The 20,997-nt window shown below is 44.2% G+C and carries 25 protein-coding genes and 1 tRNA gene; 15 read left to right on the top strand and 11 right to left on the bottom strand.

The features are described from left to right. The first annotated feature begins 9 nt into the window (after positions 1-9). From HY200_02335 to HY200_02325, 3 genes are read left to right on the top strand one after another with little or no spacing between them, the layout of a single operon-like run. Positions 10-792: a hypothetical protein gene (locus HY200_02335; protein ID MBI3593773.1), complete on the top strand. Its 783-nt coding sequence runs from the start codon at positions 10-12 to the stop codon at positions 790-792. Positions 793-808: 16 nt separating this feature from the next. Next, the gene (locus tag HY200_02330) at positions 809-1,501 is read left to right on the top strand and encodes a DsbA family protein (protein MBI3593772.1); all 693 of its coding nucleotides are present in this window, start codon (positions 809-811) and stop codon (positions 1,499-1,501) included. A gap of 3 nt (positions 1,502-1,504) precedes the next feature. After that, positions 1,505-1,993 carry a DoxX family membrane protein gene (locus HY200_02325; GenBank protein ID MBI3593771.1) on the top strand — a complete coding sequence of 163 codons (489 nt, stop codon included), beginning with the start codon at positions 1,505-1,507 and terminating at the stop codon, positions 1,991-1,993. Here the strand turns inward: HY200_02325 and mutY are convergent. From mutY to rpsU, 3 genes are read right to left on the bottom strand one after another with little or no spacing between them, the layout of a single operon-like run. Beyond that, complete coding sequence (gene mutY, locus HY200_02320; protein ID MBI3593770.1) at positions 1,976-3,049, bottom strand: A/G-specific adenine glycosylase; 1,074 nt, start codon at positions 3,047-3,049, stop codon at positions 1,976-1,978. The genes HY200_02325 and mutY overlap by 18 nt on opposite strands. 18 nt (positions 3,050-3,067) lie before the next feature. Then, on the bottom strand, positions 3,068-3,472 hold the full coding sequence (locus tag HY200_02315; GenBank protein ID MBI3593769.1) for a hypothetical protein: 405 nt from the start codon (positions 3,470-3,472) through the stop codon (positions 3,068-3,070). Between the two features lie 11 nt (positions 3,473-3,483). Continuing rightward, positions 3,484-3,678 (bottom strand): 30S ribosomal protein S21, encoded by a 195-nt coding sequence (gene rpsU / locus HY200_02310; protein ID MBI3593768.1) that lies wholly within the window; start codon positions 3,676-3,678, stop codon positions 3,484-3,486. Between the two features lie 237 nt (positions 3,679-3,915). Here rpsU and HY200_02305 point away from each other — a divergent pair, with 237 nt between their 5' ends. Together HY200_02305 and HY200_02300 are read left to right on the top strand one after the other, a co-directional pair. Then, on the top strand, positions 3,916-4,194 hold the full coding sequence (locus HY200_02305; GenBank protein MBI3593767.1) for an ATP-dependent Clp protease adaptor ClpS: 279 nt from the start codon (positions 3,916-3,918) through the stop codon (positions 4,192-4,194). Between the two features lie 3 nt (positions 4,195-4,197). Continuing rightward, complete coding sequence (locus HY200_02300) at positions 4,198-5,445, top strand: MFS transporter (GenBank protein MBI3593766.1); 1,248 nt, start codon at positions 4,198-4,200, stop codon at positions 5,443-5,445. A 4-nt stretch (positions 5,446-5,449) separates the two neighbouring features. Here the strand turns inward: HY200_02300 and HY200_02295 are convergent, their stop codons facing one another. The 7 genes from HY200_02295 to HY200_02265 form a co-directional block, all read right to left on the bottom strand. Next, a complete protein-coding gene (locus HY200_02295) occupies positions 5,450-6,091 on the bottom strand; it encodes a tetratricopeptide repeat protein (GenBank protein MBI3593765.1) in 642 nt (213 codons plus the stop codon). 84 nt (positions 6,092-6,175) lie between these two features. Next, positions 6,176-6,661, bottom strand: coding sequence for an SRPBCC family protein (locus HY200_02290; GenBank protein ID MBI3593764.1), 486 nt, complete (start codon positions 6,659-6,661; stop codon positions 6,176-6,178). Then, a complete protein-coding gene (locus HY200_02285) occupies positions 6,661-6,996 on the bottom strand; it encodes a helix-turn-helix transcriptional regulator (GenBank protein MBI3593763.1) in 336 nt (111 codons plus the stop codon). The genes HY200_02290 and HY200_02285 overlap by 1 nt, the downstream gene beginning before the upstream one ends. 133 nt (positions 6,997-7,129) lie before the next feature. Continuing rightward, on the bottom strand, positions 7,130-7,645 hold the full coding sequence (locus HY200_02280) for an OsmC family protein (protein ID MBI3593762.1): 516 nt from the start codon (positions 7,643-7,645) through the stop codon (positions 7,130-7,132). A gap of 86 nt (positions 7,646-7,731) precedes the next feature. Next, a complete protein-coding gene (locus tag HY200_02275; protein MBI3593761.1) occupies positions 7,732-8,646 on the bottom strand; it encodes a hypothetical protein in 915 nt (304 codons plus the stop codon). Between the two features lie 235 nt (positions 8,647-8,881). Next, positions 8,882-9,811 (bottom strand): hypothetical protein, encoded by a 930-nt coding sequence (locus HY200_02270; protein MBI3593760.1) that lies wholly within the window; start codon positions 9,809-9,811, stop codon positions 8,882-8,884. Between the two features lie 60 nt (positions 9,812-9,871). Then, entirely contained in the window at positions 9,872-10,378 is a 507-nt protein-coding gene (locus tag HY200_02265) for an NYN domain-containing protein (protein ID MBI3593759.1), read from the bottom strand. A 301-nt stretch (positions 10,379-10,679) separates the two neighbouring features. Here HY200_02265 and HY200_02260 point away from each other — a divergent pair, with 301 nt between their 5' ends. The 10 genes from HY200_02260 to HY200_02215 all read left to right on the top strand — a co-directional run bounded on the left by HY200_02260 (position 10,680) and on the right by HY200_02215 (position 20,022). Continuing rightward, on the top strand, positions 10,680-11,651 hold the full coding sequence (locus tag HY200_02260; protein ID MBI3593758.1) for a ParA family protein: 972 nt from the start codon (positions 10,680-10,682) through the stop codon (positions 11,649-11,651). Positions 11,652-11,687: 36 nt separating this feature from the next. Next, a complete protein-coding gene (locus HY200_02255) occupies positions 11,688-12,596 on the top strand; it encodes a hypothetical protein (protein ID MBI3593757.1) in 909 nt (302 codons plus the stop codon). Between the two features lie 23 nt (positions 12,597-12,619). After that, entirely contained in the window at positions 12,620-13,255 is a 636-nt protein-coding gene (locus tag HY200_02250; GenBank protein ID MBI3593756.1) for a hypothetical protein, read from the top strand. 254 nt (positions 13,256-13,509) lie between these two features. Then, positions 13,510-15,126: a YdiU family protein gene (locus tag HY200_02245; GenBank protein ID MBI3593755.1), complete on the top strand. Its 1,617-nt coding sequence runs from the start codon at positions 13,510-13,512 to the stop codon at positions 15,124-15,126. A 26-nt stretch (positions 15,127-15,152) separates the two neighbouring features. Continuing rightward, complete coding sequence (locus tag HY200_02240; GenBank protein ID MBI3593754.1) at positions 15,153-15,491, top strand: hypothetical protein; 339 nt, start codon at positions 15,153-15,155, stop codon at positions 15,489-15,491. Positions 15,492-15,518: 27 nt separating this feature from the next. Beyond that, positions 15,519-16,229 carry a hypothetical protein gene (locus tag HY200_02235; protein MBI3593753.1) on the top strand — a complete coding sequence of 237 codons (711 nt, stop codon included), beginning with the start codon at positions 15,519-15,521 and terminating at the stop codon, positions 16,227-16,229. Positions 16,230-16,467: 238 nt separating this feature from the next. Further along, a tRNA-Arg gene (locus HY200_02230) sits at positions 16,468-16,540 on the top strand. A gap of 427 nt (positions 16,541-16,967) precedes the next feature. After that, positions 16,968-17,348: a hypothetical protein gene (locus HY200_02225; GenBank protein ID MBI3593752.1), complete on the top strand. Its 381-nt coding sequence runs from the start codon at positions 16,968-16,970 to the stop codon at positions 17,346-17,348. Between the two features lie 448 nt (positions 17,349-17,796). Continuing rightward, a complete protein-coding gene (locus tag HY200_02220; protein MBI3593751.1) occupies positions 17,797-18,876 on the top strand; it encodes an alkene reductase in 1,080 nt (359 codons plus the stop codon). 615 nt (positions 18,877-19,491) lie between these two features. Further along, positions 19,492-20,022, top strand: coding sequence for a L,D-transpeptidase family protein (locus HY200_02215; protein MBI3593750.1), 531 nt, complete (start codon positions 19,492-19,494; stop codon positions 20,020-20,022). Positions 20,023-20,541: 519 nt separating this feature from the next. On the opposite strand, the gene HY200_02210 is transcribed toward HY200_02215, so the two are convergent. Continuing rightward, positions 20,542-20,820 carry a hypothetical protein gene (locus HY200_02210; GenBank protein MBI3593749.1) on the bottom strand — a complete coding sequence of 93 codons (279 nt, stop codon included), beginning with the start codon at positions 20,818-20,820 and terminating at the stop codon, positions 20,542-20,544. Between the last annotated feature and the right edge of the window lie 177 nt (positions 20,821-20,997).

Here is a 20,997-nt window from a genome sequence, read left to right as displayed (position 1 = left end):
AGTTCGAAGATGACGACACTTAAAAATGATTCCCCTTCGATCAGACATGTCTGGGTCCTGATTGCAACGCTTGCCATGGCAGTCCTGATGTCTTTTCTTTTTATAAAATTGATCGTGATCCTTGATCTGAAAGACTACCTGGGGCTCGTTGTTCCGCTCTTGCCCGTATTTTATACGATTATTTATCCCATCCTGGACCGTCCGTTTTCGAAAGAAATCCATCAAAAGGTTCAGCGTGGGGAAATCCCGCCCGTTCATTTTTCCACCCCGTCCTATTTTAAGAGTCTTTCGATCTGGAGAATAATCGGAGGCGTAGCCCTGTCCCTGGGAATAAAATTTTTAATGGAATTTTCCCATTATGGAATGTTAATATTCCTCTCGGACGGCTCCCTGGCCAATTTCTGGCTCCGTCTGGATCCCGTTTTAATATTTGAATTGGTCAGGGGAGATCTTGCGGTTTCTTCCCTCTCTTTCCTGTTTATCGAAATGATCCTGATGAGTTTGGCAGGAGGAATCTGGCTGGGGTATAGTTCGAAAACACGTCCTATCATGGAAGGGGTGATTGCGGGGACACTCCTTTCAGCGGCAATCGCCTTTACGAATCTGACGCCTCTTTATGGGGAAATCAAATCGGTGGCCTCCCGGGTTACCGGCATTTCGGGAGCAGGACTTCATCTGGATCTTTTTTCCGGTGTTCTCTTTTTTACCTTTATATACAGCTGCTGGGTTCTTCTTGGCCTAAAAATGAAATCCGCTCATCTAAAGGAAAAGACCCGGTCGAAGAAAAAATAATTTTAGGAATGCATGAATGAAAAAAAGCAAATCCGCTAATCAAAAAAAAGAAAAAGAGGATAAACAAAAGGCAAAAAAAAGCCGCAAACTCGTCAATCGGATAGCCATGGCGGCGATGGTGCTTTTCGTTCTTCTGGTAGTGGTTTATTCAATTAAAAGTATTCGTCCGGTGAATCTCATGGAGATCGGAAACCACCCTTTCAAAGGAAATCCGGCTTCAAAAGTGGTTATATCGGAGTTCAGTGATTTCCAATGCCCGGCATGCAAAGGGGCGGAACCCAATCTCAAACAGCTTCTCACTGATTATGAAGGAAAAGTTAAATTTGTCTTTTATAATTACCCGCTTACCCAGAATCATCCGTGGGCGATGCTCGCGGCCGAAGCTGCCCAATGTGCCGGGGATGAAGATAAATTCTGGCCATTCCACGATCTGCTCTATGACCGGCAGGAGATTTGGGCAAAAAGCGGGTCTCCTCAAAGTCTGTTTAATGATTACGCCGTCGAGCTCGGTTTAAATGTGACGAATTTCAAATCCTGTTTGGATAAAGGGAAAAAGCGGACATTGATAACGGAAGATCAGGACAAGGGGGATGCCCTGCAAATACAGTCTACGCCGACGATCTTTGTGAACCGGCAGAGGATCATAGGTGGAAATTCATTGTTTGAGCTGAAACAGGCGGTTGAAAGTGAAATCAGGCTTCAATCCTGATGATTGAATGATCATCCGAGGTCATCCCTGAACAAAAAAGCCAGTTATTTTTCGTTTATTCTCTTCTCTCGAATGCTTATATCCGTTCTTTTGATGGTGAGCGGATTTGAAAAACTGATTCATCCTCCTGAAGAATTCATGTTGATTTTGAAGGGATACCACCTTCTTCCTGAATTTCTGATAAAACCGATGGCAACGATTTTCCCCTGGCTCGAACTCCTGTTCGGCACGTTTCTCCTGATTGGTCTGTTTTATCCGGTTTCTCTTCTTGTTGTGGGACTCCTCCTCACGATCTTTACTCTGGCTATTGCTTCAACCCTGGTCAGGGGAATTCCACTTGAAGACTGTGGTTGTTTCAAGTCACTGGGAATCAAGGAAAGCGGACCGACTGCCTTGGTCAGAAATATGATCTTGCTCTTGTTCTGGATCAATCTCTATTTTTACAAAGATCGCAGGTTCACGCTGGATCATTGGTTAAGAGAGAGGGAATGATTCCGCTCTCAAGGCCTGGATGATCTTTTTGTCCGTGGCTGAAAAGGGAAAAGCGTCGATCTCCTTCAATGTGACCCATCTCTGAATCTCGTTCTTTTCAAGTTTTCCCGACTGATATCGTGCCTGATACACATAGAGTTCCAATTTAAAATGGGTGAAAGTGTGAGCCAGTCTGAAAAGAAAATCCTGAATTTCCAGACGAACGCCGATTTCAGAGTGCCAATCGGGTGCATATTGATTATTTTGAACGGGGGGAATGGACAATTCTTCTCGGGGAAACTCCCATAACCCGCCAAGCAATCCTGCTTCTTTTCTTTTACGGATAAAAATCCTGTTCTTTTTCCAGATCACAAGAGAAGCCTGGACTCGAAGCGGGATTTTTTTCCTTTTAATTTTTAGAGGGAGAATGTCTTGTAGTTGATGATTAAATCCGGTGCAGGATCTCTTCAGAGGACAGATGCGGCAATCCGGTTGTCTGGGTTTGCAGATTGTCGCACCGAGATCCATGAGTGCGGAGTTAAAAGAACGGGGCTCCTTTTTGGAAAGAAGTAAATTCGAATAGTGCCAGAGACGCAGGTCTGATTCCCTGCCCGGGAGAAGTTGGAGTGCAAAGATTCGCGACAAGACTCTTCGAACATTTCCGTCGAGGATTGGATAAGGGAGATTATAGGCCAGGCTCATGATTGCTCCAGCCGTTGATCTTCCGATTCCCGGCAGAACCACGAGGTCTTCAAACTGGTTTGGAAATACGCCATGAGACTGACCGGCAATGATTTTTGCAGATTGATGAAGATTCCTCGCCCGCGAATAGTAACCCAATCCTTCCCATTGTTTTAAAACCTGATCGAGAGAGGCCTCTGCGAGCAAGTGAAGGGAGGGAAAAGCTTCGAGAAAACGGTTAAAATAAGGAATCACCGTTTCGACCTGGGTCTGTTGAAGCATGATCTCGGATAACCAGATAGGGTAGGGGGCATAGGAAGTTCGCCAGGGAAGGATACGGCCCTCCTTTTGGTACCATTTCAGCAGCTTCCTTGTAATTTTTGAATCAGATTTCAATGAAGAAAAAAAGAGTCATCATTTGGCGGACATGTTCTCATCGACCATTACCATTCCCCACATCTGGTTATGAATTGCGCAAAAGAAAGGGTAGATTCCGGTGTGGGAAATTTTATGTTGAAAACGAATGCCAGGAGGTAGCGGCTGATTGACGGGCGGTTCATTCGCCAACGTTTTTTCATTTGATGCGGCGGAAGAAAACATGAGGAAATGATCTTGAATGTCCTGATTAACCCAGGTGAGCGTTGTGCCAGGAGGGACCAGGACCACTTTAGGAGAAAAAGAGAGTGTTCCTTTTTCTACCGTGATCAAATTAAGATTTCTAACGTCGGGAACAGGCTTCGAGCTTCCCTTGACTAGGGGAATCGAAAAGAGAAGAAGAAATAAAGAAGGTAAAACAAAGAATCGAATCAAGTGATTCATAAGATTCACATCTAATCATGAAAATCCATTCTTTCAGCTTTTAATCTTTTTTTAATTGCTTCCTTTTGTTTTCTCTTTTTTTTAACACTTGGTTTTTCGTAAAATTTTCTTTTTTTGATCTCTTTCATAACCCCTTCTTTGACCATTTTTTTTGACAAATATTTCAAAGCCCGGGCCACTTCATTATTATAAACTTTAACTTCCAATTAAGACCTCACCTGCCGATCATCAAGAAGCAAAATTTCCTGAATCGGCAAAAAATAGGAATAATATTTAAAAATGAACGATAATACTAACGACAGTAAAGCAATATCCTTTCAAAGTCAAGATGATATTTTCATTTCGTCCGCTGGGATGGGGATGGCGATTGTGATATGATAGCCCGGAAATAAATTGAGAGAAAGTTGGAAATGCCCGTATTGCCTGACACCCGGCCCGAGGAAATGACTTCGGCGGATCGCAAGATCGAACCGGTTCGACCTTATAAAGTCATCTTATTAGACGATCACGTAACGACTTTTGATTTTGTCATTCGAATCTTGATCTCGGTATTTCAAAAAGATCACCCCACTGCCGTTGTACTCACAATGGAAGTGCATCGGTCGGGTTCCAGTCATGTCGCAACCCTACCGCGAGAAATGGCGGAATTACGACAAATGCAGGTCCATGATGCTGCCCGTAAGGAAGGATTTCCCTTTCGGTGTGTCATTGAGCCCGCCTGACTGATGAAAGAATTATTTGTCTCGACGTTTAAATCTCTGCGCCACCGAAATTTCCGCCTATTCTTTCTGGGTCAGGTCGTCTCGCTGACCGGAACCTGGGTTCAAAATATTGCCCAAAGCTGGTTGGTTTATCAGTTAACCGGCTCACCGCTTTTACTTGGTTTAACCGGATTTATGGGGCAAATTCCCGTTTTCTTATTTGGCCTATTCGGGGGTGTCGTGGCCGACCATTTTAATCGCCACAGGATTATCCTGATCACCCAGTCTCTGGCGATGATTCAGGCGTTTCTCCTGGCGGGACTTGTGATCAGCGGCAGGATTCAAGTCTGGGAGATTTTCATTTTGGCTTTTTTTCTCGGAACTGTCAGTGCGTTTGATCTGCCGGCAAGGCAGTCCTTTTTTATTGAAATGGTGGGAAAAGAGGATCTGGCCAATGCGATCGCTCTGAATTCATCTGCCGTGAACGGAGCGCGGTTGATGGGACCGGTTATTGCCGGACTACTGGTCGGTTTGACAGGAGAGGGAACCTGTTTCTTTATTAACGGCCTGAGTTTCCTGGCCGTCATCGGTGGACTCCTGCGAATGAGAGTCTCTTCCTACACGCCCGAAAAAATGAGCCTTTCGATATTCAATTATCTGAAAGAGGGCATTGTCTATGGCATTCAAACCAGCCAGGTACGAAGGACGCTTCTCTTTCTTTCACTTCTGAGTCTGGTTGCTCTGCCTTATTCAGTCCTGATGCCAATCTTCTCTAAAACCATTTTGCATGGAGGCGCCGGAACATTTGGATTTCTTATGGGAGGCGCCGGATTCGGGGCTTTGTTGGGAACATTAACGCTTGCTCGCACCGGTTCAAAGGATTTTGAAAGAACTATTTTCTTCGTGTCGATGGGGACAGGGTTTTCTTTTATTGTATTTTCCTTTTCAGATATGATTCTGTTTTCATTTTTAATTCTAATTATTCTGGGATATTGTTTGATGTCACAGTTGACTTTAACGAACACGTTGTTGCAATCGGTCGTTCCGGACAAGCTCCGGGGCAGACTGATGAGTTTCTATGGATTTGTTTTATTGGGGATCGCCCCCTTCGGGAGCCTGATGGCAGGTTTTTTTGCCGAAAAGATTGGAGCATCTTTGACCATGTTTCTTTCAGGCATTTTGGTCTTGTTAGGGGCTCTTTTTTACTATCGAAAAGGAAATTCTTCTCAATTTATGAAACCGGCACTGACGCTTCCTCCTGAAAATAATTGACAGTTTATTTGTCGAGATTGACACGGGTCCGGTCTTTGAAATTGAATGTCTCTTTAAGTTCCCGGACTTTTTCAATATCAGCTTTGGATCCCGGGAGATCTCCCAATTCCTTACGAATATGCGCCCGGTTATAAAAAGCATCGATATTGCGGGGATTCAGTTCGATTGCCCTGTTGAAAGCGGTCAGGGCGCCTGGGAGATCCCCCTTCATTCTTTTGGTGTTTCCCAGGTTATTGAAAGCGTGGTCATTTTTTGGATTAAGTGCAATGACTTGATTGTAATCCGAGAGTGCCTGATCAAATTGCTTGTTCCATTTTCGGGCATTGGCCCGATTGAAGAAGAACTGGTCAATTTTAGGATCGATTTCAATGGCCCGGCTAAAGTCCGAGACGGCGCCATTGAAATCTTTCTTTTTCATGAGAGCAATTCCCCGGTTATTATAAGCCTCTGCGTTTCTGGGGTTGAGGCTGATGGCTCTCGTAAAACTGTTAATCGCTTTATCCAGATCGCCTTTCTGGCTTCGCGAAATTCCAATATCGTTAAATGCCGATGATGCTGCCACATTCTGATCGTCTGCCCGGGACTGAAACAGCGAATAAAAGAGAATGGACAGAAAGAATGTAGTTCCCAGTGTGAATTTAAACATTTTTGATCCTGGTATGACAGTAGGGGTTAAGTCGCGTTTTGTGTTATAAGCCGCTCCTGCTCCGGGCACACGACATGATAACGATTAAGTTTTTTTCTTTTTAACAAGCGCTAAGAGTTGATCAAGAGCTTTTCCCCATCCTTCGTGGAACCCCATTTCTTCGTGTTTCTTGCGACCCTCTTCGTCTTTATGAATTACGGTAGCCGTATATTTCGTCCCCTTATGATGCGGCTCCAGAAGAACGACTGCCGTGAAGAAGGCGTTCGGAGACGGGCGATAGCCCGGAAGAAGTGCATCCGTCCAGACCAGTTTCCTGTTTTTAATCAAATCGAGGTAACATCCGATGTTGACCATCTCCTTTCCTTCGGGTGACTGCATGATGGTACGAAAAATTCCACCGGGACGTAGATCAATTTCGCAATCAATCGTTTTCCACGGTGCGGGAGTAAACCATTTCTTGATCTGAGCCGGTGTTGTCCAGGCTTTCCAGATGAGTTCAGGAGATACATCGACAAAGCGATTAAATACAAGATCGAGCTTGGGGTCCGGCTTATTTTTCGAGAGCGGCATTATTGAGCCTCCTTTATTTTGTTGAGATAGTTGTCCAATTGGTCTAAACGATCTTCCCAGATCGAACGTTGCTGGGCCATCCAGTTTTCTGCTATTTTTAAAGGCTCTGGCACCAGATGATAGGTTCTTACGCGCCCTTTTTTTCGGGAGCGAACCAGGCCGCAGTCTTCGAGGACTCTCAAATGCTGTGTAAAAGAAGGGAGCGACATTTTAAACGGGTCGGCAAGCTCTGAGACTGGAGCGGGTGTCCTGCTTAAACGTTTCAGGACCGCCCGGCGCGTTGGATCTGACAGGGCTTGAAAAACGGAATCGAGACGCGGTGTATAGTTAGGCATATGCCTAACTATACGGGAAAGTGAATACTTATGTCAATACCTAAGTATTGGGTTTAATACCGAATTTCCGAGACACGGGTTTGCAGGCAGTTGATCTTAATTTGATTTGTCTGTTGAGGCGGGGGTGCGGAATCTATTTTCCTGACAGGCGATACGATGTCGAAAGTCTTGGCACGCCGCGCAAAGTCTGATAAACCACGCAATAGCGTTCAGTCAGCTTAAGTAGAGTTTCAAGCACTTCGGTTGAGGTATCCGTTTCCAGCTCAAAACTGAGGCGAATTTCCGTAAGTCCCACCGGAATATCCTTGGCCACTCCCAGTGTGCCTCGGAAATCCAGATCCCCTTCTGCTTTGACGCGTCCTGATTTGATCGATAAACCCATGGAAGTGGCAACGGCTTTCAATGTCACTCCCGCGCAGGCGACGAGCGCCTCAAGGAGCATATCTCCCGAACAGAGGGAAAAACCATCCCCGCCGGTTTTAGGGTGAAGACCGGCTTCGATAATCTTTTTACCCGTATCAATTTTGCAGGTGATCTTTTCTTCTCCCAAGGTGCCTGTTGCTTCAAGTGTCACCTTTGCTTTTCCGGGATCGTCGCGGTACTGACTTTTCAGCGGGGTCTGAAGGGCTTTCAATTCGATGCTATCCATGTAATTCCTCCATTTTGACAAAGAAAAGTTTTAAACGCAATTGAGGTGCCAGACTCCTTTTTCAACGTTAACCTTCCCCTCAAAGCTCAATCAGGATAGTATGCCATCAATGAGGATGTCGGTGTTTTTCCCGTCGCATCGCGGCCTCCGACAAGATAAATCACATCCTGGATAACCACAGCTACAGCTGCGGCTCGGGGTTGGGGCATGGGTTCAAGATTGTCCCACCGGTTTACAGACGGGTCATATACGGCGGAACGATTGGAAATGCCATTCCCGTCATTCCCTCCAAAAACATAGACTCTGTCTTTCCACAGGCAGGCGCTCAATCCTGCAGAAGGCCAGGGAAGCCGTATACGAGGATTCGTGATCCAGTTTTCATTTTGGGCATCATAAACTTCGATGAGGTCGAAATTATGAAAGCGATTTTCTCTGAAGGCTCCCCCTCCCATCACCCAGATTTGATCATTGACGATTGCGGTTGCCGGCGAAAAGCGGGGAGTTGGAAGCGGGGCGATCTCTTCCCAGACATGATTCTTCGCGTCGAGCTTTTCTGAACAGGAAAAAGCAGGATCGGTCAGTGGACCACCGGTAGCCTCAGGATGATGTCCTGCAAAAAGATATATTTCGTTGTGATGGGTAATGGCCGAGGGGGCGTCATGCTTCTTCTTAAGAGAAGGTCCCTTCTGCCAGGAAAGATTTATGGGATCAAAAAGTTCAACCACAGTCAGGAAATTAAATGTCCCGTCCGGATTTTTGAATCCTCCTCCCATGACATAAATCAGGTTATTAAGGGAAGCGGCCACAAGTCCGGACCGGAGAGTCGGCATTGGCGTTATCTCGTTCCACAAGTCTCTTAATGGATCATATATTTCAGCTCCCTGCAGACTTTTGAACCCGATTCCACCTCCGCCAAACACGAAAAGTTTTCCACCAGCTGCTGCGGCGCCGCAGTGAGATCGTTCCAGGCCCATCGGCTTTAGTAATTTCCACTTGCTCATATTTTAGAATTTCGAGATTGTTCAAAAAACTTCAGTTGTCCTCTGCCGAGGACTTCCATCACTTGAAGTTCTATTTGTAGGTCGTCAGGCCCGCAGGAGAGAGACAACCGGAGCGTACTCGAACAGTGCGTGAGGGTGAAAATGCCACGTATAAGTGGCATCAGGCCTTGAGCGCCCCCGAGTCCGTGAGGCAGCCGGACCTGCCGAACGACGAGAACAAAACAAATGAGTTTTTTCAGCAATCTGTCAGCTTCAGGCTTGTGACGGTGTTCAAAACAGACCTTCCATCTTTCGCCCAGCCTCCCGCCAGAAAAACTTCTCGATTAACGACTACCGGTGTAAAGGCGGCGCGCGGTTCATCCATCGGGGGGAGGAGTTCCCATTCTCTTTTTTCGGGCTGATAATAGGCCGCATGTGGATGAATACCTTCCGGATTATATCCTCCGAAAAGATAGACCGATTGATTAAAAGTCATGCCACCCTGTGCGGCGGCTGGCCAGGGAAGGGTGAAACGCCGATCATTGCTCCACCGATTTGATACAGGGTCAAAGACTTCAATGACGTCAAATTCGGAAAATCCTTTTGGTGAGAACGCGACGCCTCCAAAAGCTACGATCTGGTTTCCAAGAATGCCGCTGGAGAGCGCGAATCGGGGATAATTTAAGGGCGCAATTTCCGTCCAGGTCCCACTTTTCAAATTGAGTTTTTCACAAAATGAAAATCCCGGATCGGTCTGCGGTCCCCCTTCGGTGGCGTTAGGGTGGTGACCGCCCAGAATATAGATTTCTTCATTAAGAATTGCACATGCGGGGTAGTCATGGGGTTGTAGAAGATTCGGTCCCTTTTCCCAGGAATCTTTTTCAGGATCGTAGATTTCACAAATATTGAAAAATTGGAATTTTCCGTCCGGCTTTTTAAATCCGCCACCCATGACATATATTTTATCATTCACTGTCGCGGCCATGGACCCTGATCGAAGTGTCGGCATTTCTCTTCTAAACGACCACTGATTTGTCTTAGGATCAAAAACTTCAACGCTGTTTAGGCTTTTAAATCCGGGACCGCCGCCTCCGAACAGGTAAATCTTTTCTTTGTAGACCGTTGTTGCCGGATGAGAACGGCCCGTATGAAGCGGTGGGCGGGAAATCCATTTATTTTTTTTCATTAATTTAACCTGGTTACGGGATCATTATTTTATCTGATATTATCAGAGCTATCGCATAAATTATAGTTTTTTTAGTTTGATGTTTTTGGCTCTCTCTTTCTTGGAAAGTTTATTCGGATTTCCCTTCTTTTTATTTCTAGGCAACTCCTCCATTTCTTCTTCCTTTATTTCTGGCAATAACGTTTGTCCGGATTGATCGAGTTTCAATTGAAATTCCCTTACAGTTAGGGAAGTTGCCCCTACTTTATGGGCATAATTTCTGATTTCCCGATCTGAACTGACTACAATGCACTGTTCTTTGAGTTTACCCAACAGACGGATAATCACCTGGTCCGCTTTCTCTCCCATACGGGAAAAGATCACCTCGATTCCTTTCTTCATCTCAAAAGTCTGCGTCGGTCTCCCGTCTTTCCAGCCGTCGAAAACAACGCAAATAGGAATATGCCTGATTTTTTCATATTCCGAAAGCCGAGTAATCAGGTGTTCCCGTTCGTTCTGCATATTAGGAGCCAGTGCGACACTTCCTCCGATAAAGTTGTATCCATCAATGATTAAACGTAAGCCCAAAAAAACCTCCCTGAGGGGTAGCCCAGCCTAGGTTAGCTGAAAATAATTAAAAAAAATACTTTTTTTTGTTGACATCTACACAAGCTATGGTATAACTGAAAACCGTTATACTACCTATAGGAATAAAATTCCTGTAATATGCGAAAAATAGGTGCCAGATTAGGGAGGGTTATTGGATAAATTCTCTGTTCAAAGGTCTCACAGCTCAACCTCTAAATTCGTTAAATTTATTTTTAACCTTTAAGTTCAAAGAGTTATAAAATATTTTTCCATTCAACGCATTTAAAATGGGAGGTTTGAAATGAGAATTATTTCCATTATGAACCAAAAAGGGGGATGCGGAAAGACCACAACCGCCATTAACCTTTCCGCATATCTGGCTGAATTTGGCAAAAAAGTCCTTCTGATTGATCTCGACCCGCAAGGTCACTCCACCTCCGGATTTAATATTAAAGAAAGCATGGTTGAGGTCGGCCTGTTTGATGTTTTTACGAAACAGGCTAGTCTGGAGGATATTATCAAACTTCAGGTCTATCAGGGACTTGATCTTGCTCCCACCACCGTCCGACTATCGGCAATTGAACAATATCTGTCAGGTACTTTTGAAAGGGAACGTCAGCTTCGTTATCATATCGATCGACTCACGACACCTTTTATATACGACTTTATCATCATCGACTGTCCCCCTCATTTAGGCCTTTTGGTATTCAATGCGTTGATGGCGTCCACGGAAGTGATCGTTCCGATTGAACCGAGCTCTTTTTCCTTACAAGGAATCGATAAACTCCTGGAAACTATTGATTTGTTAAAAGAAAATGCACGGCACGAAGTTAAAGTCATGGCGTTGCCGACGGTGTATAATCACCATAGCCAGTTTTCCAGGGGGATTTTAAAGCAGATTTTGGAAAAATTTGATAGTCTGATGTTAAAGACCATTATCCGTCAAAATGTGAAATTAAAAGAGGCGGCGCAAAAAGGATGTCCTATTTCCGCTTATGATCCGCATTCCTTTGGTGCGGAAGATTATCAAAAGCTCGCAATTGAAATCATTCAGATGGGAGAACCGGAATTTATCTGGCCGGACCCAAGACTAAAAAAAGCGGTCAAAGAGGAAGAAACGACGATTGCGACGACCGTCCTGCCCGATCAGAATCGCGAATCGTCTGTCGAAAAGATTCTGGTCATGGTTCAACCGCCTCAGGAATCGGCTGAAGCAGCAAGCCAGTCCCACACCACGCAAGATCAAAAGAGGGTGGACACCAGTTCTTCATAAAATCGGATCTTTTCGAATTTTTTTGAAAGGGAAGCGATGATACATAAGGAGAAAACACTGAGTAAAGATCTGGAAGAAATTTCACATTTTTTTCTTTCCAAGTCAACACCGGATGAAAAAAAGCGGACCGTTGGTATCAATCCTTTTGAAGAAGCAGACCTACCTAAAAAGAAGAAGAGAATTGTCCCGTTCTTAAGTAGCTGTTCCAATCTTCCCACTTCTTTTTTCACCTGTAATCTTGGATTGGACCTGGCTCATCTTGGCAAAGAAGTTTTTATAATCGATATTGAAAAACGCCAGCCGAATGTTGAATCGCTCTTTGGCCTCAAACCGGTCTCCCTCGGACTTTCCGATATCCTCTACCCAACAGAGAATAAGATTTTTAGAAACGTAGAACACCATTTGAGAGTCCTGGATATCCGTTTAGACCTGGGTTCACTTCCGTCTTCCGATCGGGAACGGGATAAGAAACTGGTCGAGCTGTTAAGCCGGGAAGAGACCCTTGCCGAATGGGTTCTGATCAATCTTCCCAAATCGAATTCCATGATACTTCAAAATAGGGAATGGGTATCGAGAGTGAATGAGGTCGTCGTTTTCATGGATTCCCAACCTCAAAATCTAGTTGAAACCTATTCCATAATAAAAGCGTTATATGCTTCAAAGCCAGGCCTCATCATTTACGCTGGTGTGTGCGATGTGGTATCGGTCCAGGAAGCAAAAGAGACCTTTGATAAGATTCAATTCGGTGTTGAAAAGTTTCTAGGCAAATCGCTTCGAAGTACCGGATATCTATTGCGAGATCCCCTGATATTGCAATCGATCGCGGAGCAAATGCCGCTGATGAACGGTCCACATCCGTTGATTAAAAAGGCAATCAATATCATGACACGCATTCTCATAGAAAGTGATGTGCCAGGGGCAACATTTTTTTCACCTGGTGAGTAATGTCGTGAGGAGGGAAAAGAAAATTGAGCCAATTTGTTCCCGTAGGTAAAGTTCCCTATCATCAGATGGTTGAACTCCTGGTACCTTTTCTGGGAGACATCCAGCCGGACTTAATGATCATTGGGAACAAAATTCAGATTCATTCTGACGATTTTCCTTTTATGCTTGCCATCAATAAGGCCGAAAAAAGGCTCGGAATCATTGAAATCCTTGCGCCTTCGAAAGATTTCCCGGCTCAAATTCTCGCCCATGCCGCCTGGGTGGAAAAGAACGGCAACGCCATTGCCAATCTAAATAAAAATGATTTTAATCCTCAACGACCTCCCTTTATCCTGGGATTAACGCCATCTTACCCCGAATGGCAGGCTTTCCTATCCTATCTTAAATTTGATATCCGTCTCTTTAAATATACTGCGATGACCTATCAGGGCTCTCCTGTATTAATTTTCGATTCATTATTCGAACCCGACCTTACCGTTAACAAACAAGATTTACCTCCGGTTTCACCTCAACCGATCAGCAGTTCCCTCACTTCACCCGTTCAGTTATCCAAAAGGGACAGGCCGGTCTCCGGGCCTCCGGCTTTTCATGATGAAGGTATTTATGAAGAGAGGGTAACGGAATTGACGGATGATGAAATCCGTTATTTTTCGAACTAATCCCGTTTGGTTGCACAGTTCCCTCCTTGCATGACTCTGATTCCCATTCTATATCTCGTTGGCAATCTCCCTCAGGTTTTTCTACTTTAGATCATTAAATCTCGCATAAGAACTCCTCTGGAATGAATACCCTACCGATCTTCGTGTATGAGATGATTTATTGCATTTAAAAATAAATGAAGATCTCGGTACTGTTTCTGTTTTATAATGGTAATCGTAAGAAATGTTATATTTCTCATCATGGCGAGAATGAAATGAGTTCCGAAATTGAAAAGAAAATGTTAGCTGGTTTGAGATTCGACAATCGATTTACACAAGACCTTCCAGCTGATCGTGAAACCGAAAATTACCGGCGAGAGGTTCAGGGAGCCTGTTATTCGCGGGTGAGTCCAAAAAAAATGAGGCGTCCAAAATTGGTGGCCTATTCACGTGAATTGGCCGATGAAATCAATCTTTCATCCGAGGTTTGTGAATCGTTCGAATTTCTTGAGCTCTTTTCCGGAAATCGGCTCCTGGACGGGATGGATCCTTATGCGTCCTGTTACGGTGGACATCAATTCGGCAGTTGGGCGGGTCAACTGGGAGATGGCCGTGCGATCAACCTGGGTGAAATGATCAGTCAAAAAGGAAGGAGGTGGACATTACAGCTTAAAGGTGCGGGTCCGACTCCATACTCCCGCTCCGCGGACGGGCTGGCTGTGCTTCGATCTTCGCTTCGGGAGTTCCTTTGCAGTGAAGCGATGTTTCATCTTGGTGTGCCGACGACCCGGGCATTGAGCCTGATTGAATCCGGTGAGGAGGTTATTAGGGATATGTTTTACAACGGAAATCCGAGGCCAGAGCCGGGAGCCATCGTCTGTCGGGCAGCCCCCTCTTTCACCCGATTCGGACATTTCCAGATTTTTACATCACGCGGCGAACTGGAATTACTGAAACGTCTCATGGACTACACGATTCTCGTCGACTTTCCCCACCTCGGTAAACCTTCACCGGAAACCTATATCACCTGGTTTGAAGAGGTCTGCAAAAAGACGGCCGAAATGATCATTCACTGGATGCGGGTCGGATTTGTTCATGGGGTCATGAATACGGACAATATGTCGGTACTCGGCCTGACCATTGACTATGGGCCCTATGGTTGGCTTGAAAACTACGATCCGGATTGGACGCCCAACACAACGGATTCCGCAGGCCGCCGGTATCGATATATTCATCAGCCTCAAATAGCCCATTGGAATCTTCTGCAACTGGCCTATGCCATTTATCCTTTAGTAGGAAAGAAAGAACCGTTCGAACAGGCGCTGAATAACTACTCGAAGCATTACGAAAACGGGTGGCAAGCCATGATGGCCCAAAAACTCGGACTGACAGCTTTTCAGGTGCAGAAAGATGACGTTTTGACGACGGAACTCCTTGCGCTGCTACAAGCCGTTGAAACGGATATGACAATATTTTACAGGAATCTGTCAAAGATCGGTACGAACGAGTCATGGGTTCAATGGTCCGCCGAGGCTCTTTCGGCTCAATTCAGTGACGCCTATTATAGACCGGAACAGATAACCGAAGAATATAAAGTACGATTTGGAACCTGGATGAAGAAATATATTTCCCGTTTGCGCGAACAGAATCTGTCAGATGATATTAGAAGAATAAGAATGAACAGGGTGAATCCCAAATATGTATTTAGAAACTATCTCGCACAGCTGGCCATAGACAAGGCGGAACAGGGAGACTATTCCATGGTTCATGAGCTTCATGACCTGCTCCGGAAACCGTATGAGGACCAGCCCGAAAAGGAAGACTTTGCAGGGAAACGCCCTGAATGGGCGAGAAAAAAATCAGGATGTTCCATGCTCTCATGTAGTTCCTGATCTTTAAAGAAAGAAGCGGAAAATCCATGAAAAAACTGATGCTGGCAAGTGGTCATCAGGTGCAAGTGGACAATGAAGATTTCAATAAAGTTGCACAATTCCTCTGGCGGATTCGGTTTAGTTATCATGACTTGACCCATAAAGACATTCTCGTCGTTGCTACCGTAAAAAACAAAAATGGGCATGCGACCAATATCCTCCTTCCACGGTTAATCATGTGTAACCCTCCCAAAGATTACGCAGTCAAATTTAAAGATGGAAACCGCTTGAATATGCAAAAAAGCAATCTCTATCTGGTCCGATATTGCAAACTATCCATCAAACGGCAGAGATGGCTAAGGGAGCAGGCAAGGGTACGGAGATGACCAGGAAGCCGACAAAGTGTCAATAACATGCGAGAAAGAACAATCTACACAACGACACTTGAACGAATAGATATTCTCTCTCCTTCTGTCAGGAGTTTTTTTCTCAGAATGCCGCCGGGTCAAGAACTGGAATTTAAGGCCGGTCAATTCATCTCGGTCCATCTGGTGAAAGAGGGTAAAAAAATCAGAAAGCCTTACTCGATCGCTTCTCCACCGATGGACCCGACTCTATTGGAACTATGCATCAAGCGGGTCGAAGGGGGATTTGTTTCGAACTCTTTTTTCTCCTATTCACCAGGAGTCCAGGTTCCGATTGATGGACCGGATGGCGTTTTTATAATAAGAAATCTGGCTGATTCTGATCTTTTTTTTGTGGGGACAGGAACCGGGATCGCTCCGTTGCGTAGTATGATCCTATCGATTTTCAACCAGGGATTTTCAAAAGAGGTTTATCTCTTTTTCGGCATCAGGAATGAGAACGAGATTTTATATGAAAAGGAGTTTCGGAATCTGGCAGAAATTCACCCGCGCTTTCATTTTATCCCTGTCGTCAGCAGGCCCCTGAATTGGAAAGGGGAGAGCGGACATGTTCAGGATAAAATTGGAAAATGGATCGAAAAGCCGGAAGGCAAAGAGGTCTATCTCTGCGGACTTCCTTCGATGGTTGATGCCGTACGGGAAAAACTCAAATCGATCGGTTTTGATAGAAAACAGCTCCACTTCGAAAAATATGTGTAGTTCTCTAAGGGAGTTATTTCTCGAAAAAAAATCTGTTCATTTGATCCCTCCTAAATTATAATAACCTTCTTTCTTTTCAAGCCCCCGCAGCTCAGTTGGAGCGAGCCACAAAGCTTGCTCGCGACATGATTCCGCAATGTCGCTGTCTTATCATTTTAGTAACCACGTTGTTGGGGTAGGTGACAAGAAAAATCTATTAATTCTGCCTGACCTTGATTATAATAAAAACCTGTTTTTCGCCCCCGTAGCTCAGTTGGATAGAGCAACGGTTTCCTAAACCGTGAGCGTGCGTTCGATTCGCGCCGGGGGCACTCTTTCTTTTCAAAGAGTTACGATAATTAACGTCTTCTTAAGACTCTCAAAATGTGATCAATTTGTGATCGTGCCCAACTTATTCCATCTCAATCCTTCCTATTGCAACAATCTTTAGTTAAATAATTTATGGATGTGAGAGAATATTCCCCGATAAATTTCCATGGGCATCGACTCATCTAGTGATGGTTATTCCTTACTTCCAGCAATCAACAACCTTGGGCCGTCTGGTTCGATATTTAATTACAATCGGCATTCCTTATCCATTTGAAGGAAACTGTCCCTTTTATAACTCCAAACAAACAGAAAAGAATTGACTTGATGCCGGCTTTCTTCGTATCTTGTCTGCGCTATTAAACCTTATTACATCAATAAAAAGTTTGCTAGATCAATACCCGTCATTATAACCAAAGGAGAGAAAATAAAATGAATAAGATTTCTGGGAATTTCTTGAAGGCTGGTCTCATGTATGTGGTTTTAGGAATGTTTCTGGGTATCGGGATGGCAGCCCGTCATAATCATAGGATGATGCCGGTGCATGCTCATTTGAATCTGGTTGGTTGGGTTTCAATGGCACTATTTGCCATGTTTTATCAGGTAGTCCCAAAGGCCGATTCTATGGGTTTGGCAAAAATCCATTTTTGGATTGCAAATTTAGGTTTGTTGATCCTGGCTCCAAGTATTGCCCTGGTTCTTTCTGGAATCCCGGAGGGGGAAATTGGCGCCATTGCAGGATCCTTGATAACTTTGGGATCATTTCTACTTTTTATTTTTATTGTGTTTAAGACAACAACTCCAACGACTTAATAGGATCTAATGGGTCGGACAATTAAGTCCTGGTTCTTAGCGGGCTGTGCTGATATAGGAGTAATGGTATGCAGGGAAAAATGTCAATGCACTTGCCAGGATGTAATCTGGTTAGTTAGTAACAACTTCCAGAAAGTCGCAGGCCTGAGCTCCGATTTCCCATCCAAGACTTTAAACGGTAATTAATGAAATATTTTCTTTTCATCGCCTGTTTGATTTCATTTTCTAGTGTATTTAAAAAATCTTTCTTTCTTCCCGTTGGAATTCCATTCACTAATATTCCACAACATCGACGAACCACAGCCTTTTTCGTAGATAAATTTGTCTTTACGGAGTTCCACCTTATTCATGGGGAAAGACAAATTTTCCCTTTAACAACTCCACTTTCAATAGTATGATGCCTAAATAGGGTCATGTAAAAAATCATTTACCACGCAGGAGTTTGTAAATGTCTGATATTTTATTTTCATCGTATAAATTGGGAAAACTTGAACTGAAAAATCGGGTCGTCATGTCTCCTATGACCCGAAATCGTTCAACGGGAAACATCCCGGGGGAATTGGTAGCTTTATACTATTTCCAGCGTGGCGAAGCAGGGTTGATCATTACTGAAGGGACATCCCCTTCTCCGAACGGTTTGGGATATCCAAGAATTCCCGGTCTTTATTCTGAGGAACAAAAAAATGCATGGAAAAAAGTAACCGACAAAGTTCATCAAGCCGGATCGAGAATATTTGTTCAGCTGATGCATACCGGGAGAATCTCACATTCGTTGAATTTGCCAGTAGAAGCGAGAGTATTGGCACCTTCTCCTGTAGCTTCTCCCGAAAAGATGTGGACCGACCAACAGGGTGAGCAGCCTCTTCCGCTTCCTGTTGAGATGACTGAGGCGGATATTGAAAATACCCTCGAAGAGTATGTCAAAGCCAGTAAGCTTGCGATTGAAGCCGGTTTTGACGGAGTGGAGCTACATGGAGCAAACGGCTACCTGATCGATCAGTTCTTAAATACCGCCTCCAATAAGAGGAAAGATAAATGGGGTGGCAGCGTAGAGAATCGTATCCGGTTTGCATCGATTGTTACCTCCCGTGTTGCTTCGGCGATAGGTGCAGACCGTTTGGGGATCCGACTCTCTCCCTATGGAGTATTTAACGCTATGGCGATCGATCCCGAGATGGAAGACCTTTTTGAAAAACTGGCAGGAAAACTTCAGGAGACGGGGTTGGTCTATATTCATCTGGTTGATCATAGCTCAATGGGGGCTCCAGAGGTTAAGCCGAGCACTAAGGAGAAGATCCGGAAAGCCTTTAGAAACACCCTAATCCTCTCAGGAGGTTATGATGGCAAACGGGCTGAAGCCGATCTCAATGAAAAGCGGGGGGATCTGATTGCATTTGGACGCCCTTTCATCTCCAATCCGAACCTGATAACCGTTTTGAAAAAAGGGATTGCACCGTTGCCAGCTGATTTCACTACTTTCTATACTCCCGGTGAAAAGGGATATACAGATTATTCTGCCAGGAGCTGAAAGTAAGACTTTCCTTTTCTAATTTAATAATAAGGGCCAGGCTTTAAATGAAAGCCAGGCCCTTATAGGTTCATAACGGAGGAGAAATAGCAGACGGACTCTTTCAGTTATCGAGTCTAAATCTAAAAACAAAGAACTTCCAGAAGTCATGACTTGAGTCAAATTTCATATTATCGCTACTTTCAATTGGTAATCATCGTTTTGAACAGATAAAATACCTTCACTATGCCAGAGTACAGCATAGTGAATATTTCTCCTCTCATGACGTGGAAAAAGTCATATTGGGCTATGGGGCAGGTCGCAATGGAAATGGCCGCATTTATTTGTTCACATGTTTTTGAGAACTCTAGACCAATACTTTACGTTTCTAGGTCACACGGTGATTGGCAATTCCTGTGTGGTGACGAGCATCCGGGTGAAATTCCTAAAGTGTGCGGAAGGAATCATCTCCTTCAGAGAGATGCTACGCTAGTCGAATTAATGGACCTGCCAGCTGACTGGGAGGCAGAACGTGTGAAGCCAGATGATCCTTGGATAAAGAAACGTATTTAGTTGTGGCGAGTTTTCCCAAGAAAGTGATAAGGATAATTCCCAAGATAACGGTCCAAAAACATTGTGAAAAGAATAGTATTAACAATTACAATTATCACATTTGCCGTAATTCCTATTTGGGCAAATTGGCCTAATTCTCCACTTCCTGATGGCAGTTTCTCAAACCGCCTGGTAATAACAAAATCATCTCGAACGCTTGAGCTCTATAAAGACCACACTTTCATGCGTTCATACCACGTTTCTCTAGGTCGTAATCCAGTTGGTCCGAAACGAAAAGAGGGTGACGGACGGACGCCGGAAGGCATCTATACAATTGATTACCATAAACAGGCCAGTTCCTTTTACAAGGCTCTTCATATTTCCTATCCATCGAATTCTGAAACATCACTTGCATTAGCAAAAGGTGATAAACCCGGTGGACTTATTATGATTCATGGCATGAGAAATGGGTTTGGATTTGTTGGGCGATTACACACGTTCTTCAATTGGACTGACGGATGTATTGCGGTTACAAATCAGGAAATTGACGAAATTTGGCGAGCAGTACCTGATGGCACGCCCGTTGAAATAATGCCGGGATATGGTGACAAGTAGAATACATGGAAGGGCTTCTTGTTCAATCCTTCCTGAAATTCGCAGCCTGACACGGGATTATTCCATCGTAGAGTTCAAATGGTAAATCTCATATTTCTTTTCTCCCATTTAATGAATGAGTAGAATAAACCAATGATTGACCTAAAATTGATATTTTTCGATGGATGCCCAAATGTTGATTTGGCCAGAAGAACTCTTCAATTGACAGGGTTTCAATTTGAAGAAGTAAACCAAAATAATCTTCCTGAAGGTCATCCGCTCAGAAATTACACTTCGCCAACGATTATAAAAGGAAGCCAGGTTATTTTTGGAACAACTTCCGGATCAACAAATGGAGGAGCATGTTCTCTAGAATCTATGCCCACTGCGGCTCAGTTACTTGAAAAGATTGTGAGGCTCTAACCTTCTTTGTCAGAATTTAGCTTTTTCATACTTTGAAAATCTCTTCCAGAATTCTACAGGTCCCATGTCTTCTTCTCTATCCAACCTTTCTTTTCGTAATCCTCACCCACTTTATTTTTATTGATTGCAGGTAATTAATAGAGTTGTTGTTGAATCTGTTTTTATTTCCAAAAGCCCTAAATTCCCTACTTTAGATAGATCATCGTACCGATTCGAATTGCGATTCAGCTTCGTATAGCCTTTTGGGCAAAGTTGAGCCGCTTTCTCACTGCACTTTTCTTTTACTGCATTGCCGCATTTGACTTGATACGCTGTCTCACCGTTCGGACCCTTCATCTCTTTTACATTTGCACACCCAGTCAATAATATGAGCAATGTCAAAACGATCTTATTCATTGTTCCTCCCCATGAGATAAATAGATATCGCCCTAAAGGATGACTTGAGACTCTTGTTCTGTCGAGCCGCAAAGGAAAAATCGTTTTAAGTTTAGACCAATTTATTCTGGCGAGGATTCACGGTGACTAACACCGTAACGTTGTATCAACAAAGTTTAGTTAAATTTTTATTTAATG

The organism is Nitrospirota bacterium (assembly GCA_016194305.1).
GTDB lineage: Bacteria > Nitrospirota > Nitrospiria > JACQBW01 > JACQBW01 > JACQBW01.
This window is presented reverse-complemented; position numbering and strand designations above follow the sequence as displayed.

What these genes read in the sequence shown, in the direction of transcription:
- HY200_02335 (MBI3593773.1), top strand. Translation starts at nt 10, where the DNA reads ATGACGACACTTAAAAATGATTCCCCTTCGATCAGACATGTCTGGGTC.
- HY200_02330 (MBI3593772.1), top strand. Translation starts at nt 809, where the DNA reads ATGAAAAAAAGCAAATCCGCTAATCAAAAAAAAGAAAAAGAGGATAAA.
- HY200_02315 (MBI3593769.1), bottom strand. Translation starts at nt 3,472, where the DNA reads ATGAATCACTTGATTCGATTCTTTGTTTTACCTTCTTTATTTCTTCTT.
- HY200_02305 (MBI3593767.1), top strand. Translation starts at nt 3,916, where the DNA reads ATGACTTCGGCGGATCGCAAGATCGAACCGGTTCGACCTTATAAAGTC.
- HY200_02300 (MBI3593766.1), top strand. Translation starts at nt 4,198, where the DNA reads ATGAAAGAATTATTTGTCTCGACGTTTAAATCTCTGCGCCACCGAAAT.
- HY200_02295 (MBI3593765.1), bottom strand. Translation starts at nt 6,091, where the DNA reads ATGTTTAAATTCACACTGGGAACTACATTCTTTCTGTCCATTCTCTTT.
- HY200_02290 (MBI3593764.1), bottom strand. Translation starts at nt 6,661, where the DNA reads ATGCCGCTCTCGAAAAATAAGCCGGACCCCAAGCTCGATCTTGTATTT.
- HY200_02285 (MBI3593763.1), bottom strand. Translation starts at nt 6,996, where the DNA reads ATGCCTAACTATACACCGCGTCTCGATTCCGTTTTTCAAGCCCTGTCA.
- HY200_02280 (MBI3593762.1), bottom strand. Translation starts at nt 7,645, where the DNA reads ATGGATAGCATCGAATTGAAAGCCCTTCAGACCCCGCTGAAAAGTCAG.
- HY200_02275 (MBI3593761.1), bottom strand. Translation starts at nt 8,646, where the DNA reads ATGAGCAAGTGGAAATTACTAAAGCCGATGGGCCTGGAACGATCTCAC.
- HY200_02270 (MBI3593760.1), bottom strand. Translation starts at nt 9,811, where the DNA reads ATGAAAAAAAATAAATGGATTTCCCGCCCACCGCTTCATACGGGCCGT.
- HY200_02260 (MBI3593758.1), top strand. Translation starts at nt 10,680, where the DNA reads ATGAGAATTATTTCCATTATGAACCAAAAAGGGGGATGCGGAAAGACC.
- HY200_02255 (MBI3593757.1), top strand. Translation starts at nt 11,688, where the DNA reads ATGATACATAAGGAGAAAACACTGAGTAAAGATCTGGAAGAAATTTCA.
- HY200_02245 (MBI3593755.1), top strand. Translation starts at nt 13,510, where the DNA reads ATGAGTTCCGAAATTGAAAAGAAAATGTTAGCTGGTTTGAGATTCGAC.
- HY200_02240 (MBI3593754.1), top strand. Translation starts at nt 15,153, where the DNA reads ATGAAAAAACTGATGCTGGCAAGTGGTCATCAGGTGCAAGTGGACAAT.
- HY200_02235 (MBI3593753.1), top strand. Translation starts at nt 15,519, where the DNA reads ATGCGAGAAAGAACAATCTACACAACGACACTTGAACGAATAGATATT.
- HY200_02225 (MBI3593752.1), top strand. Translation starts at nt 16,968, where the DNA reads ATGAATAAGATTTCTGGGAATTTCTTGAAGGCTGGTCTCATGTATGTG.
- HY200_02220 (MBI3593751.1), top strand. Translation starts at nt 17,797, where the DNA reads ATGTCTGATATTTTATTTTCATCGTATAAATTGGGAAAACTTGAACTG.
- HY200_02210 (MBI3593749.1), bottom strand. Translation starts at nt 20,820, where the DNA reads ATGAATAAGATCGTTTTGACATTGCTCATATTATTGACTGGGTGTGCA.